Consider the following 14,807-nt stretch of genomic DNA (forward strand, 5'->3'; position numbering starts at 1 on the left):
CCGGATCGGCGGGGCGGGCTTGCGTTCCTAGGCTCGAGGTGGCTGGAGAAACTGGCCTGAACAGGAGGAACGCCTTCTTATGAGCACACCTCGGGTGCGCCGGAGTCGCATTGCACTGGCCGGCGTCGGCCTTGCCGTGGTGCTCGCCTCGGCGGGCTGCACGAGTGCGGGAACGGCCTCGGAGCCCAGCAGTCCGGACCGGAACCGGGCCATCGCGGACGCGATGAACGCGGCGGTCAAGGCCGGATTTCCGGGCATTCAGGTGGTGATCACCCGGCCGGACGGGCAGCGCACCCTGACCGCGGGTGTGGGTGATATCGCGACCGGCGCACCCATCGCCGACGATTCGCGAGTCCGCATAGGCAGCAATACCAAGACCTTCGTCTCGGCGGTGGTGTTGCAGCTGGTCGCCGAGGGCGAGATCGAACTGGATGCCCCCGTCGAGCGCTATCTGCCGGGCGTGGTGCAGGGCAATGGCAATGACGGTAATCGAATCAGCGTGCGGCAGTTGCTGCAGCACACCAGCGGCCTGCCCGACTACCTCGCGAGCGGCGATCCCTCCCGCACGCCGGACCCGAATTCGCCGCAGCTGAAGGTGGATACGGAGGCCATGCGCACGAAGCACTTCGAAGCCGCCGATCTGGTGCGCATCGCCATGTCCATGCCGCCGCAATTCACCCCCGGCGCGAAAGCGGTGTACACCAACACCAATTACGTACTGCTCGGCATGCTCATCGAACGCATGACCGGCCGTCCCGCCGCAGACGAGATCACCAGCCGCATCATCGACCGGCTCGGCCTGCACGACACCTACTACCCGGCCTCGGGTGAATCCGTGATCCGCGGCGCCCACCCCGAGGGCTATCACGTAATCGACGGCAAGCGAGTCGATTTCACCGATCTTGATCCGTCCTGGGGCGGTACGGCCGGCGCCATGATCTCTACCGGAGCCGACCTCAACCGCTTCTTCACCGCACTGCTGAAGGGCGATCTGCTGCCCGCCGCCCAACTGGCGCAGATGAAGCAGACGGTCCCCTTCGACCGAATGCCCGGCGCGGGTTACGGACTGGGGCTCGTCCGCCAGTCCAGTCCGTGCGGCAAAGAGGTCTGGGGACACGGCGGCAGCATTCCGGGCTTCGAAACCCGCAATGGCGTCGCGACCGGCGGCGCGGCCGTCACGGTCACCGTGAACCAGCTGCCGACCGATGAGGCGACCTCCGCCGCCGTCACCAAGGTGCTCGATACCGCGCTCTGTGAAGGATGAGAGAACCAGCCATGCGCCGCACACACGCAATCGCCTTCGCCGCCCTCACCGTCGTCGCCGCGGCCACCGCGGTGACCAGCGTCGTGATCACCGATCGGGCGAGCGCCGACCCGTCCCCGACCGTCGGCCTGGATCGCTTCTACAGTCAGCGCCCCGAATGGAAACCCTGCGACGACCCGAGACTGGACGCCGCCAAGGCCCAGTGCGCCGATATCACCGTGCCACTGAATTACGCTGAGCCGCAGGGCAAGACGATTACCGTCGCGATCTCCCGCATCGCTGCCACCGACTCGGCGCAACGGCACGGCGTCATGCTCTCCAATTCCGGCGGCCCCGGCGGTTCGGGCCTGGACTTCATGGTGGACGTCGGTGCGGCCATGACCCCCGATGTCCGCGCCCGCTACGACCTCATCGGCATGGACCCGCGCGGTGTCGGCCGCTCGACCCCGGTGAACTGCAAGTGGCCTCGCGGCTTCGGCCTGCAATCGGCAGGCATCGATGCCAGGGCTTACGCCGAAACCGTTGCGACACAATCGGATCTCGCGCTGCGCTGCGCCACCACCGAGGGTGATTGGCTGCGGCACATCACAACCCGCAATACCGCCCGCGATATGGACGTCATTCGCGGCGCACTCGGCGAGGAGAAGGTCAGCTACTACGGCACCTCGTACGGCACCTACCTCGGCTCGGTCTTCACCCAGATGTTCCCTCAGCGCAGCGATCGCATCGTGCTGGACAGCGCGGTCGACCCTGCCCGCTACGGCGCGGTGCAGATGACCCAGGACATGGGTCCCGCGAACGAGGCCGCTCTCGACGACTGGGCCGACTGGACCGCTGCGCACGATGGCGATTACCACCTCGGCAGCACCCGGGATCAAGTGCGCGCCACCGTGGTCGATCTGATTCGCCGCGCGGCCGAAAAGCCGCTCCGGGTCGGTGAATTCGATGTCGATCAGCACGATCTGCCCATGCTGCTGTTCGCCGGACTGGACGATCCGCGGCAGCATCAGCAGGTCGCGGAACAGGTGCGACTGCTCGCCGACGCCGCCGACGGCCGCGCGGTACAGCCCGACGAAGGCACCACAAAAGCCCTCGCCTACATGGTGCGCGCCCTCCCGTCGGACGGTTCGGCGCAAATGGCGATCATGTGCGGTGACGTCGCAGTCCCCCGCGATCCGGCCTGGTACTGGCGCAATATCGAAGCGGCCCGCCCCACCCAGCCGGTCTTCGGCGCCTTCACCAACAACATCACCCCGTGTGCATTCTGGGCGCCTCCCATCGAAACGCCCACCGTGGTGAACAATTCGATCCCCACCCTGATCGTGCAATCCACCGGGGACACCCGCACCACCTACGCGAACGCCGAAGGCATGCACCGCGCCCTGACCGCCTCCCGCATGGTCACCCTCGACAACGTAGCCATCCACTGGATCTTCGGCCGCTACCCCAACACCTGCGTCTACTCCGCCGTCAACACCTACCTCAAAGACGGCACCCTCCCCACCACCGACCTCACCTGCCAAAAGGACTAGCCCCCTGGACAATCGATCACCAGGAACTGACGGCGGCATCATCCGAGAAACTCCCGCCACCAGTTCCTGGTGATCACTCGTCCAACCCGCACAGCGCCCATTCGGCGCTCGCTCCACCCATCGAGGTGGTCGAGAGAGTCTCGAGGGTGGGGTGATTCGCCGAGTGGGCTCTGATGGTGGGGGTTGGCGGCGTGTCGCCACCATCAGAGCCCGGTGATCGATTGACCAGGTGCTCAGCGCCCGAATTGGCTGCGCTCTCGGTACATTCGGCGCTGGTCCTTGTTGATTTGTTTCCAGGCGCGCTGGCGTTCGGCGCGCAGGCGGCTGTCGGAGCGGGCGGCCATCCAATCGTTTTCGCGGGTCAGTTTGCGGTAGCTGTCCAGCCGGCGCCGGGGGAGGGCGCCCGCTTCGATTGCGGCCAGCACCGCGCACCCCGGCTCCTGATTGTGGGAGCAGTCGGCGAAACGGCAACTGGTAGCCAAGGATTCGATATCGCTGAAGGTCCGCCCCAGTCCCTCGGCGGCTTCCCAGAGCCCGATGGAACGCAGGCCCGGGGTGTCGATGAGGGTTCCGCCCGTGGGGAGTGGACGGAGTTCCCGGTGCACCGTGGTGTGGCGGCCACGCTTATCGCCTTCGCGAACCGCGTTGGTGGCGAACACCTCCGCACCCAGGAGGGCATTGGCGAGTGTGGATTTGCCCGCACCGGAGGGGCCGAGCAGGGCGACGGTGCCCTCCAGGACGGCGATCAGCGCCTCCATGCCGAGACCGGTCGCGGCACTCACCGCGAGCACCGTGGCGCCGGGTGCGACGCCGCGCACCTCGTCGAGCGAAAGATCCGGAGCCAGTTCGGCTTTGGTCAGCACGACCACCGGTTGCGCTCCGGATTCCCAGGCCAGGGCGAGCATGCGCTCGATGCGCCCGAGATCCACATCCCCGTCACCGGGCGTGCAGATCAGCACGACGTCCACATTCGCGGCGAGGACCTGATCGGCCGCGCGGCCGCGGGAATCGGAGTGCCCCGACACCGCGGCTCGCACGATCGCGGTGCGCCGCGGCAGCAAGTGCCGCACCACCGCATTGTTCAGCATCCCGCGCGTGGCGGGCAGCTGCCCCGAATCACTGCCCAGGGCGACCCAGTCGCCCGTGCACAGGCCACTGACGTCGGAATCCGGGCGCGGGCAGCGAGCCCGCACGATAACGGCGGCAGTCTGATCGGGCAGCCGGGTGCCGGAAATGGGCACGGCCACATCGCATTCGCTGCGATCCATGCGGAGCACCCGCGCCGGAATCAGCGAATTGCCGAGCAGCGGAAGGTATTCGGCGGCCACGGAGGCGGTCCAGCCGTAGGGGGCGAGCAGGTCGAAATCGACCACAGACATGAGGGGAGAGTCCTTCGACGGGCCGAGCCCGTTCGAGGACTCAGCGCGGGAAATTCGAGGTGGGTACGCGCGGCGCGCCGGTTCGATCGAACGAACCTCGCGCGGGCACGACAATCCGTGCTGCAGTCACGTATTCCACCTCCTCAACTCTCCCTGGGCGACCACCGAAGCGATCGCGCGCCGAACAAGAACGGGACAACCCTGTCAGGCTGCCCGTATCGGCGCAATCGATTTTCCTACCAGCGCTTTTGCCGCCGTCAGGACGGAGTCTTGCCCGGTGCACTGGCCTCGGGCTTGCGGAACTGCTCGCGCCGCCCGAGCCGCTGCAGGCGCAGCCACTCCATGAATCCCTGCGGATCCTTCTGCTGCATCAGGAAGTACCACCCGAAGCGAGCCAGCTCCTGCGGCAACAGCTTTCGCATACCCGGCTGCGACATGAGGTACCCGCGATTGCGATAGGTGAAGTAGCGCTTCACCGGATCGTCCGGATACTGCGTGTGCATCCGCCCACCCAGAATCGGCTTGAACTCCTCCGACCCGTTCGGATGCAGGTAGGCGGTCTGCAGACAGGTGCCGAACGGCAGTCCGGAGCGCACCAGCCGGCGGTGCACCTCCACCTCGTCGCCGCGCACGAACAGCCGCAGATCGGGCACGCCGATAATGTCCACGGCCTGCGCGGACACCAGCGCGCCATTGAAGAGCGAGGCGATGCCCGGCAGGAAATCCTCGTCGCCGAGTTCGGACCGCAGCCGCCGCCACACCACGCCGCGGCGCAGCGGGAAGGCCAGCTTGTCCGGATCGTCGATATCGGCGACCACCGGCGACACCTCGACCAGCTGATGCCGCTTGGCGCAATCGAACAGCGTCGCAAGCACTTCCGGACCGTCCGGGCGGCCGTCGTCATCGGCCAGCCACACCCAGTCCGCGCCCATGCTCAGCGCGTGCAGCATGCCGAGCGCGAAACCGCCCGCGCCGCCGAGATTGTGCTCCGAACCCAGATAGGTGGATTCGATGGGCTGATTGCGCACCAGATCGCCGACCTCGGACTCGTTGCCGTTGTCGATGACAATGAGATGGTCGACCGGCCGCGTCTGGGTGGAGAGCACCTTCAGCGATTCGGCCAGCAGTTCCCGGCGCTTATGGGTGACGACAATGGCGACGATGCGGGCATCGTCCGCGAAGTTGGGGGTGGTCTGGTCCACCGGGCTCGATGGTCGCTCGCTGGGCTCGCTCATGCGGGATTCCGTTCCGGTTCACGTTCCAAATCCCGCAGCACCTGTGCCACGTGATCGCCCGCCTCCGGGCCTTCGTACGCGCGGACTACTTCTTCGATGCCGCCATGCATGCGTACCTGTCCATGATCGATCCACATAGCCGAATCGCACAGCTGGGCCAGAAATTCGTTGGAATGGCTGGCGAAAACCAGCAGACCGGACCGAGAGACCAATTCCTGCAGGCGAGTTCGCGCCTTCTTCATGAATTCCGCGTCGACCGCGCCGATGCCCTCGTCGAGCAGCAGGATCTCCGGATCGATGGAGGTGACCACGCCCATGGCCAGCCGCACCCGCATACCGGTGGAGTAGGTGCGCAGCGGCATCGCCAAATAGTCGCCCAATTCCGTGAATTCGGCGATCTCGTCGATCTTGGCGAGCATCTGCTTGCGCGTCTGCCCGAGGAACAGGCCGCGAATGACGATGTTGTCGTAGCCGGAGACCTCCGGGTCCATGCCGACACCGAGATCGAAGACCGGCGCCACTCGCCCGCGAATCCGCGCACTGCCGCGGGTCGGCTCGTAGATGCCCGAAAGCAGCCGCAGCAGTGTGGATTTGCCCGCGCCATTGTGTCCGACCAGGCCGACACGATCGCCTTCCTTCAGCGACAGCGTGATATCGCGCAGCGCCTCGACCACCACCACATCGGATTGGTTGCGCCCGATGGCGCCACCGGCCGACCCCAGCACCGCCTTCTTCAGCGATCGGGATTTGGCGTCGAAGATCGGGAACTCGACCCAGGCGTTCTGGGTTTCGATACTCACATTGTCGGTCATGAAGCCTTCACACCCAGTAGGGGACGCGGGAACGGAACTTCTTCATAGCCAGTATCGCGATGATCCAGCCCACGACGGTGATGGCCACCACGATCAGCCAGCTGTGCAGGTGGATCGGATCACCCAGCAGGGGTGCGCGCACGATTTCCAGGTAGTGGAAGGTGGGGATGATTTCCGCCAGCTTCGCACGATCGCTGGCCTGGCCGTTGAGGGCCGACGGCTTCCACATGACCGGAGTCAGCACGAACAGCATCATCGTGGTGCTACCCAGGATCGGCGCGAGATCGCGGTACCGGGTGCTGAAGATGCCGAACACGATCGTCACCCACAGCGCGTTCATGAACAGCAGCAGCAGTCCGGGAATCGCCAGCAGCACCGACCAGTGCAGATGCCGCCAGATGCTGAATGCGAGCAGCATCACCACATAGATGATCAGGTTGTGCGCGAAGAACAGGAACTGCCGCCACACCAAGCGGTACACGTGCACGCTCAGCGCCGACGGCAGCTGTTTGATCAGTCCCTCGTTGGCGATGAAGACATCCGAGCCCTCGAGAATGCTGGCATTGATCACATTCCAGACGATCAGGCCGACTGTCACATAGGGCAGGTACGAGCTCAGCGACTGCCCGAACAGGGTGGCGTACAGCAACCCCATCGCGGCGGCCTGCAAACCGGTGGCGATGGTGATCCAGAACGGACCGAGCACCGAGCGGCGATAGCGCTGCTTGATGTCCTGCCAGCCGAGCGCGAGCCACAGCTCACGCTGGGCGAATCCGTCGCGGAAGTCCTTCCAGGCTCGGCTGAAGGACTGAGAGTCCGACACTAGCGGCACCGGTTCATTGTCCAGGCGCGCTTCGATCGTCGCCGAGTCGGGGGGAGCAGCAGCAGGCACAGCACCCGACCCTAGCTCAGTACCTTTTGCCTCCGCTTCGCTACGGCGGGGTTCGCGGTCCGGAACGAGGCGGGCCGCGAACTTGCAGCGCTTCCGATTCTTCGCCGTCGAGAAGCTGTTTCGGGCAGGGGCCGAGTTCCTCAGAGGTACTGGCCGCCGCCTGCTGAACCGTGGCCGCGCGGATCGGCGGTGGTCGAGCCCGGGGGGAGCTGCCGCATTTGTTCGAGCTGGGCGCGGGCGGCCATCTGCTGTGCGAACAGGGCGGTCTGGATGCCGTGGAAGAGGCCTTCGAGCCAGCCGACCAGCTGCGCCTGGGCAATGCGCAATTCCGCGTCGGAGGGAATGACGTCATCGCTGAAGGGCAGGGCGAGGCGCTCGAGCTCTTCGCGGAGTTCGGGGGCGAGGCCCTGTTCGAGTTCGCGAATGGAGGTGCGGTGGATGTCACGCAGGCGGGTGCGGCTGGCGTCGTCCAGTGGTGCGTGCCGAACTTCCTCCAGCAGCTGTTTGATCATGGTGCCGATGCGCATGACCTTTGCGGGCTGTTCCACCATGTCGGCCAACGACTCTTCCTGCTCGACCGATTCGTCGGAATTAGCCGCACCGACAACCTGTCCGGTGAACTCGGTGGCCTCGCCGCCGACCTGCACGGCAGCGGGAATCATCAGCGGCTTGCCCTCGGGGCCGAACACGACAATGGATTCCGGCGCCCCATCCGATTGCGTCATGCCTCCATCATGTCCCGTCACCGCCGACGGCGCTAAGCGGCACCCACCCAAACCACACACACCGTTACGCCGACTTGCCCTCTGCCTTTAGAGTGGCCAGCATGACTTACGACGTCGCGCGGGTTCGGGGCCTCATACCTGGCCTGGGCGACGGCTGGATCCACCTGGACCCGCAATCAGGCATGCTGGTTCCGGATTCGGTATCGCGCGCCGTATCAACGGGTTTCCGGACCTCCGCCTTCACGCATACCAATCGGCACGGCGCGGCCAAGCGCAGCGCCGCCATTCTGGAGGCCGCCCGCGAGGCGGTCGCGGATCTGGTCGGCGGCGATCCGGCGGGCGTGGTGCTCGGCCCGGATCGGGCGGTACTGCTCGCCTGGCTGGCCGAATCGCTCAGCTCCCGGCTGGGTCTGGGCACCGGGATCGTGCTGTCGCGCCTGGATGACGAGGCGAATGTCGCGCCCTGGCTGCGCATCGCGAATCGCTATGGCGCACATGTGCGCTGGGCCGAGGTGGAGATCGAGACCTGCGAAATGCCGGCCTGGCAGTTCGAGGAACTCATCGGCCCCACCGCCCGATTGGTGGCATTGACGGCCGCCTCGCCCATTGTCGGCTCCGCACCCGCCGTGCGGGTGGCCGCCGATCGGGTGCACGAGGTCGGCGGTCTGCTGGTCGCCGACTGCTTCGGCGCGGCGCCCTACGCGCTCATCGATATCGACGAACTCAATGCCGATGTGATCGCGCTGAGCGCACCCGCCTGGGGTGGCCCGCAGATCGGCGCGCTGGTCTTCCGCGATCCCGCGTTCCTGGACCGCATTCCGTCCATGTCGCTGAATCCGTATGCCAAGGGGGCCGAACGTCTCGAGGTCGGCGGCCACCAGTACGCGCTGCTGGCGGGGCTCGCCACCTCCATCGACTTCCTGGCCGGACTCGACGAACGCGCCACCGGCACCCGCCGCGAACGCCTCGAAATGTCCATCACCTCACTGCAGGACTATCACGATCAGCTCTTCGAACATCTGATGTCGGTCCTCGACCAGATCCCGAATTTGACCGTGATCGGGCGGGCCTCCACCCGCATTCCGACGGTGAGTTTCACCATCTCCGGAATGCAGGCCGAGAAGGTCTCCGCCAAGCTGGCCGACGCGCGCATCGGCACGCTCAGCGGCTCGCACGGCGGCAGCCGGCTGCTCGATGCGCTCGGCGTCAATGACGAGGGCGGGGCCGTCACCATCGGCCTCGCGCCCTACACCACCAAATTCGAGATCGATCAGCTCGGCCGCGCGCTCACCGCGCTCGATACCTGACCAGCTCGATACCCAGCTATTCGATCCGCAGAATGACTTTGCCGACCGTATCGGCGGAGTCCAGCAGCCGGTGCGCCTGTGCCGCATCGGAAATGGGCAGCTCGGCCGACACCACCGGAACCACGGTGCCCTCGGCGATCAGCGGCCACAGGTGCTTGCGCAACTCGGCAATGATCTCGCCCTTCGAGCCGGGGCCGTGCGCCGGGCGGCGGCGCAGATTGGTGGCATGAATGGTGCCGCGTTTGCCCAACAGCGCAGCGAGATTCAGTTCGGCCTTCACCCCGCCCTGCATACCGATGATGACCAACTGCCCGTCCTCGGCGAGCGCCGCCACATTGCGTTCCAGGTAGGCCGCGCCCATATTGTCGAAAATGATGTCCGCGCCGGGGTATTCGCTCTGCAGCACGGTCACGAAATCCTGCTCGCGATAATTGATCAGCACCGTCGCGCCCAGTTCCCGGCAGCGCTCCAGTTTCGCATCGGATCCGGCGGTCACCGCGACCCGGGCGCCCAGCGCCCGGCCCACCTGAATGGCGTGCGTGCCGATTCCGCTACCGCCGCCGTGAATCAGCAGCAAATTCCCGCTGTGCAGCCCCGCCCGCATCACCAGATTCGACCAGACCGTGGCAGCGACCTCCGGAAGCGCCGCTGCCGCAGCCACATCCAGGCCCTCGGGCACCGGCAGCACCTGCGTTTCCGGCACCAGCACCCGCTCGGCATAGCCACCGCCGGAGAGCAGCGCGCAGACCTGATCGCCCTGCTGCCAATCCCGCACCCCGGGGCCGACCGCCGCGATCACACCGGAACATTCCAGGCCGAGCGTCTCGCTCGCACCGGGCGGCGGGGGATAGAAGCCCTGACGCTGCATCAGATCCGCGCGGTTGACCCCCGCGGCCGTCACCTCGATCACTACTTCGCCCGGTCCGGGCGCGGGCAGGTCCGGCACCTGCGCCCATTTCATGACATCGGGCTCACCGAATCCGTCGAGTGTCACCGCATACATGAAACCGAGCGTACGGCTCGTTCCGAACGATTACTGTCAGGCCAGGCTCGGCGGGGACACAGCATCCTGTCAGCTTCTCCGGTCATCGTGGAGTGACCACTTCGAAAAGGGAGAAACCATGATCGGCATACTGACCGCCGTGGGCGCGCTGACCATCTTCACCGCAATGGCGATTTCCGGCTTTGTCGCGGCCGAGTCGCCGCGTGCGCTGGTGCGTGTCCGCAACCGCTGAACCGCATCGATTCCGGCGTAAGTTACGCACCGGGAAAGAACTTCCGACCCCGCCCGGACCCTGGGTGTTGGTACTAGCGTTTGCCGAATGAGCAGTTTCGTCGATTTCCAGAACGAGATCTACCTTTCCGGACTCGCAGGCATCGTCCCTTCGCTACCGATGACGGCGGCGGGACTCGAAGCCCGCGCCCGGGAAGAACTGGAACCGGCGGCCTTCGCCTATGTGGCGGGCAGCGCCTCGGCCGAACGCACCGCGGCAGCCAATCTGCACGCCTTCGAGAAATACCGGCTCATGCCCCGCATGCTGCGCGGCACCAGCGGCCCCGGCGCCCGCGATCTGTCGGTGGAGGTGCTCGGAACCCATTTGGCCGCACCCGTTCTCACCGCGCCCATCGGTGTCCTCGGCCTGCTGCACGAGCGCGGCGAGACCGTGGTCGCCGAGGTCACCCGGGAACTCGGCATCGGCATGGTGCTCTCCACCGCGGGCTCCTCCACCATCGAAGAGGCCGGCGCCCTGGCCGGTGACTGGTGGTATCAGCTGTACTGGCCCAACGATCCGGAATTGGCCCGCTCCTTTGTCGAGCGCGCCGAAAAGGCCGGCGCCAAAGCCATTGTCGTCACCATCGATACGCCCGCTCTGGGTTGGCGGCCACGGGATCTGGCGCTGGGGCACCTGCCGTTCCTGCACGGCAAGGGCATGGCCAATTACCTGTCCGATCCGGTCTTTCGCGCGAAACTCGCGGTGCCGCCGGAGCAGAGCGAGGAGGCCATGCAGGCGGCCGTCCTCACCTGGCTCGGGCTTTTCGGCAATCACGGCCTGCGGCCCGCCGATATCGCGCGACTGCGGGACTGGACCGAATTGCCCATTGCCGTCAAGGGTGTCGTGCACCCCGATGACGCGCGCCAATGTGTGGACGCGGGCGCGGATGCGGTGATCGTGAGCAATCACGGCGGCCGTCAGGTGGACGGCGCCATCGCCGCGCTCGACGCCCTGCCGACCATTGTCGCGACCGTCGGTGATCGCGCCGATGTGCTCTTCGATTCCGGCATTCGCACCGGCTCCGACATCATGATCGCGCTCTCGCTCGGCGCCAAGGCCGTCCTGTACGGCCGCCCCTGGGCCTACGGTCTGGGCCTGGCCGGCCGCGACGGCGTCCGCCACGCCCTGCGCACCCTGCTCGCGGATTTCGATGCGGCCATGGGACTTTCGGGCTGCACCACCCTCGACGACCTGAGCCGCACCATGATCTCCTCCTACCGGATCTGAATCCCGGTGACACGCGGCCCCGATGGGAATGTGTCGTCATGGGGCCGTGCGCAGCCACGGCGCGGTACCGGCCAATACAATGAAACCGTGGCAGTCGGAACCGAGGGCCCGGCGGTCGAACCGAAATGGCTCACTCCGCAGCAGCAACGCGCGTGGCGGGCCTATATGGACGGCTCCCAGCGCCTGATGGCCGACCTCAATCGACAATTGCAGCGCGACAGCGCACTTTCTTTCGCGGACTATCGCATTCTCGTGAAACTTTCCGAGGCGCCCGGCCGGTCCCTGCGCATGAGCGATCTCGCCGATGGCGTGTTCTCCTCCCGCAGCCGCCTCACCCACCAGATCCGCCGCCTCGAAGGTCAGCGCGTGGTCCGGCGGATACCCGCCGAGGACGACGGCCGCGGTGTACTGGCCCAGCTCACCGATGAGGGCATGCGCCGGCTGCGGGCCGCCGCACCCGGTCACGTGGCCGCCGTCCGCCGCTACTTCGTCGAGCTGTTCACCCCGCAGCAACTCGCCACGCTGGCGGCCGCCATGGAACTGGTCAACCTCGCGTCCGACCAACGCTCCGACTAGCCCCGGCGGGCGCATCCGCTACCATCAGTCCCCTGGAAGCGTGGCAGAGCGGCCGAATGCATCCGCCTTGAAAGCGGACGTCGTGAGAGCGACCGGGGGTTCAAATCCCTCCGCTTCCGCTGGAAAACCAGAGGTGGGCACCGGCTTTCGAGCCGGTGCCCACCGCTGTAAGCAGGGCTTTCCCGTCGAGTGTGGCGCGACTCACCGTTGGCGGAGACTCGCGCGGAGGGTCACCTCGTCGCTGTCGCCTTCTGGCAGGATCGCTGCTGTGGATCGCCGCCGTCGAGTACGGCGTCGCCTTGCCGGCGCCTTGGCCAGCGCCGCACTGTTCGCCGGTGCGGCGGTGCTGACACCTTCGCTCGCTCTCGCGCAGCCGCCGGTCGACTCCGGCTCCAATGAGGAGTCGCCGCCCGCGGTCGATCCCGTACATCCGATGCACGCGGCTATCTCGCACATCGAGAATGTGGGTGACCGCCTGCTGCGCGTCTCGGTCCTCTCACCCGCCATGGGCCGCGTCGTGGATGTCCAGGTGCTGGTGCCCGCCGACCGCGGCACCCCCCGCCCCACGCTCTACATGCTCGACGGCCGCAGCGCCGCACCCGATGTGAACAACTGGGCCGTCAAAGGCGGCGCCCTGAACTTCTTCGCCGACAAGTACGTGAATGTGGTCTTCACCCTCGGCGGCCCCGCCAGCTACTACACCGACTGGCTGCACGCCGATCCCAAGCTCGGCACCAACCGCTGGGAAACCTTCCTCACCCGGGAACTGCCGCCGCTGCTCGATGCGCGCTTCGAAGGCAATGGCATGAACGGCCTTACGGGCGTCTCGATGGGCGCTGAGGCCGCGATGATGCTCGCCGTGCGTCATCCGGACCTCTACCGGGCGATCGGGGCGCACAGCGGCTGCTACGCAATGAGTTCCGATTTCGGCCAGGCCCAGGCGCGCGCGGTGATCGGCACCTTCGGCGGAGATCCGGACAATATGTTCGGGCCGTCCGACAATCCGCAGTGGGCCGAACACGATGTGGTCGATCACGCGGAAGCGTTGCGCGGCAAGGCCATCTACCTGTCCTCCGGCAGCGGTGTCCCCGGGGAGCACGACGGTCCCGGGAATCCGGACGCGCGCAGCGCCATTCTGTTCGGCGGACCGCTCGAGGCAGGGGCGGATATGTGCACCCGCCAGCTCTCCGATCGCCTCGGGCAGCTCGGCATCCCGGCGGTGGTGGACCGCCGCCTCACCGGGACGCACTCGTGGCCCTACTGGGCCGACGAATTACCGCGCTCCTGGCAGACCCTCGCCGACGGACTCGGAATCGGCTGAGGCGCGAAATCGACTGTGGCCCAGCCGGGAAGCGGACTGTGGCCGGGTACCGGAAGCGGGTGGTGGCTCAGCCCAGGAAGCGGGCGACGGTCTCCGGCGCGGTGGCGAAGCTCAGGAACAGATCGTTCTCGTGCGGGTCGCCCGCGGTGACCCGCACCCCGTCGGCGCCGTAGGGGCGGATGAGCACGCCCGCCTCGGCACTCGCCTCGCCGTACTCGGCGCTGCGGGCGCCCAGCGGCAGCCAGACGAAGTTCGACGAACTGACCGGCACCTGGTAACCCACCGCGAGCAGCGCGTCCCGTATGCGATCACGTTCCGCCACAACGGCATCCGTGCGCTCCAGCAGTTCGTGCCGCGCCTCCAGGGAGGCGATGGCCGCCGCCTGCGCCACTCGGTTCACGCTGAACGGAATATGCACCTTCATGAGGGCGGTGATGACCTCCGGTGCGCCGACCGCGTAGCCGACGCGGAGTCCGGCCAGCCCGTACGCCTTCGAGAAGGTGCGCAGCACAAGCACATTCGGGCGATCGCGGCCCAGCTCGACGCCGTTGGGCTGATCGTCGAGGCGCATGTACTCGTAGTAGGCCTCGTCCAGCACCACAAGGACGTCCGCGGGCACGGCATCCAGGAAGCGGGTGATGGCCGCCGCCCCGAGCGCGGTACCGGTCGGATTGTTCGGATTGCAGACGATCACCACGCGGGTATTCGGCGTCACCGCCGCCGCGAGGGCGTCCAGATCGTGGGCGTACTCGCCGTCCAGCGGCACCTGCACGGCCTTGGCCCCGGCCACCTGGGCGACGATCGGGTACGCCTCGAACGAGCGCCAGGCGAAAAGCACCTCATCTGTGGGCGCCAGGCAGGTGATCTGCACCAGCTCCTGGCAGATCGCGACACTTCCGCACCCGGCCGCCACGTTCGCCACCTCGACGCCGTGGAATTCCGCGATGGCGGTGCGCAATTCGAGCGCCGAATTATCCGGATACCGGTTCACCTGCTCCGCGGCCTCGGCAATGGCCTTGGCTACCGAAGGTAGCGGCGGGAAGGTGGTCTCATTGCTGGCCAGCTTCACCACGCCGGGCTGGGTGCGGCCGGCCACGTAGGCCGGGATGACATCGAGGTCCGGACGGATGTGCGCGCTCACAGCTCCAGCCTATGTCCCGGCCCGTCGAGCCCCTTCGGTGGTGCCGTACCCGGAAAATCTCCGGGGCGACGGCCTCCCGCAAACATTAATCCCGAAGTTACCTTGCGCAACTACTCTGGCTG

The 14,807-nt window shown here is 66.8% G+C and carries 13 protein-coding genes and 1 tRNA gene; 7 read left to right on the forward strand and 7 right to left on the reverse strand.

All coding sequences use genetic code 11. From position 1 onward, the window contains the following. Positions 1-79: 79 nt before the first annotated feature. Complete coding sequence (locus ABZX86_RS20520; protein ID WP_355125600.1) at positions 80-1,264, forward strand: serine hydrolase domain-containing protein; 1,185 nt, start codon at positions 80-82, stop codon at positions 1,262-1,264. A gap of 11 nt (positions 1,265-1,275) precedes the next feature. Next, positions 1,276-2,796: an alpha/beta fold hydrolase gene (locus ABZX86_RS20525; RefSeq protein WP_355125602.1), complete on the forward strand. Its 1,521-nt coding sequence runs from the start codon at positions 1,276-1,278 to the stop codon at positions 2,794-2,796. A 233-nt stretch (positions 2,797-3,029) separates the two neighbouring features. On the opposite strand, the gene rsgA is transcribed toward ABZX86_RS20525, so the two are convergent. The 5 genes from rsgA to ABZX86_RS20550 form a co-directional block, all read right to left on the reverse strand. Further along, positions 3,030-4,169: a ribosome small subunit-dependent GTPase A gene (gene rsgA / locus ABZX86_RS20530; RefSeq protein WP_355125873.1), complete on the reverse strand. Its 1,140-nt coding sequence runs from the start codon at positions 4,167-4,169 to the stop codon at positions 3,030-3,032. Between the two features lie 263 nt (positions 4,170-4,432). Continuing rightward, entirely contained in the window at positions 4,433-5,410 is a 978-nt protein-coding gene (locus tag ABZX86_RS20535) for a glycosyltransferase family 2 protein (protein ID WP_355125604.1), read from the reverse strand. Then, positions 5,407-6,222, reverse strand: coding sequence for an ABC transporter ATP-binding protein (locus ABZX86_RS20540; RefSeq protein WP_327143146.1), 816 nt, complete (start codon positions 6,220-6,222; stop codon positions 5,407-5,409). The genes ABZX86_RS20535 and ABZX86_RS20540 overlap by 4 nt, the downstream gene beginning before the upstream one ends. A 7-nt stretch (positions 6,223-6,229) precedes the next feature. Then, a complete protein-coding gene (locus ABZX86_RS20545) occupies positions 6,230-7,054 on the reverse strand; it encodes an ABC transporter permease (protein ID WP_327143147.1) in 825 nt (274 codons plus the stop codon). 200 nt (positions 7,055-7,254) lie between these two features. Next, a complete protein-coding gene (locus tag ABZX86_RS20550; protein WP_355125607.1) occupies positions 7,255-7,839 on the reverse strand; it encodes a bacterial proteasome activator family protein in 585 nt (194 codons plus the stop codon). A 101-nt stretch (positions 7,840-7,940) separates the two neighbouring features. On the opposite strand from ABZX86_RS20550, the gene ABZX86_RS20555 reads away from it, so the two are divergent. Further along, the gene (locus ABZX86_RS20555; RefSeq protein WP_355125609.1) at positions 7,941-9,146 is read left to right on the forward strand and encodes a cysteine desulfurase-like protein; all 1,206 of its coding nucleotides are present in this window, start codon (positions 7,941-7,943) and stop codon (positions 9,144-9,146) included. Between the two features lie 16 nt (positions 9,147-9,162). On the opposite strand, the gene ABZX86_RS20560 is transcribed toward ABZX86_RS20555, so the two are convergent. After that, a complete protein-coding gene (locus tag ABZX86_RS20560; RefSeq protein ID WP_355125611.1) occupies positions 9,163-10,149 on the reverse strand; it encodes an NAD(P)H-quinone oxidoreductase in 987 nt (328 codons plus the stop codon). 319 nt (positions 10,150-10,468) lie between these two features. Here ABZX86_RS20560 and ABZX86_RS20565 point away from each other — a divergent pair, with 319 nt between their 5' ends. From ABZX86_RS20565 to ABZX86_RS20580, 4 genes are all read left to right on the forward strand, one after another. After that, positions 10,469-11,647 (forward strand): lactate 2-monooxygenase, encoded by a 1,179-nt coding sequence (locus ABZX86_RS20565; protein WP_327143151.1) that lies wholly within the window; start codon positions 10,469-10,471, stop codon positions 11,645-11,647. Between the two features lie 165 nt (positions 11,648-11,812). Continuing rightward, positions 11,813-12,223 carry a MarR family transcriptional regulator gene (locus ABZX86_RS20570; RefSeq protein ID WP_355125875.1) on the forward strand — a complete coding sequence of 137 codons (411 nt, stop codon included), beginning with the start codon at positions 11,813-11,815 and terminating at the stop codon, positions 12,221-12,223. A gap of 34 nt (positions 12,224-12,257) precedes the next feature. Further along, positions 12,258-12,342 (forward strand) — tRNA-Ser (locus tag ABZX86_RS20575). A gap of 149 nt (positions 12,343-12,491) precedes the next feature. Continuing rightward, positions 12,492-13,544, forward strand: coding sequence for an alpha/beta hydrolase family protein (locus tag ABZX86_RS20580; RefSeq protein ID WP_355125613.1), 1,053 nt, complete (start codon positions 12,492-12,494; stop codon positions 13,542-13,544). Between the two features lie 67 nt (positions 13,545-13,611). Here ABZX86_RS20580 and hisC read toward each other — a convergent pair whose 3' ends face one another. Beyond that, positions 13,612-14,685: a histidinol-phosphate transaminase gene (hisC, locus tag ABZX86_RS20585; RefSeq protein WP_355125615.1), complete on the reverse strand. Its 1,074-nt coding sequence runs from the start codon at positions 14,683-14,685 to the stop codon at positions 13,612-13,614. Positions 14,686-14,807 lie beyond the last annotated feature (122 nt).

It is taken from the genome of Nocardia sp. NPDC006630 (assembly GCF_040611495.1).
Taxonomy (GTDB): domain Bacteria; phylum Actinomycetota; class Actinomycetes; order Mycobacteriales; family Mycobacteriaceae; genus Nocardia.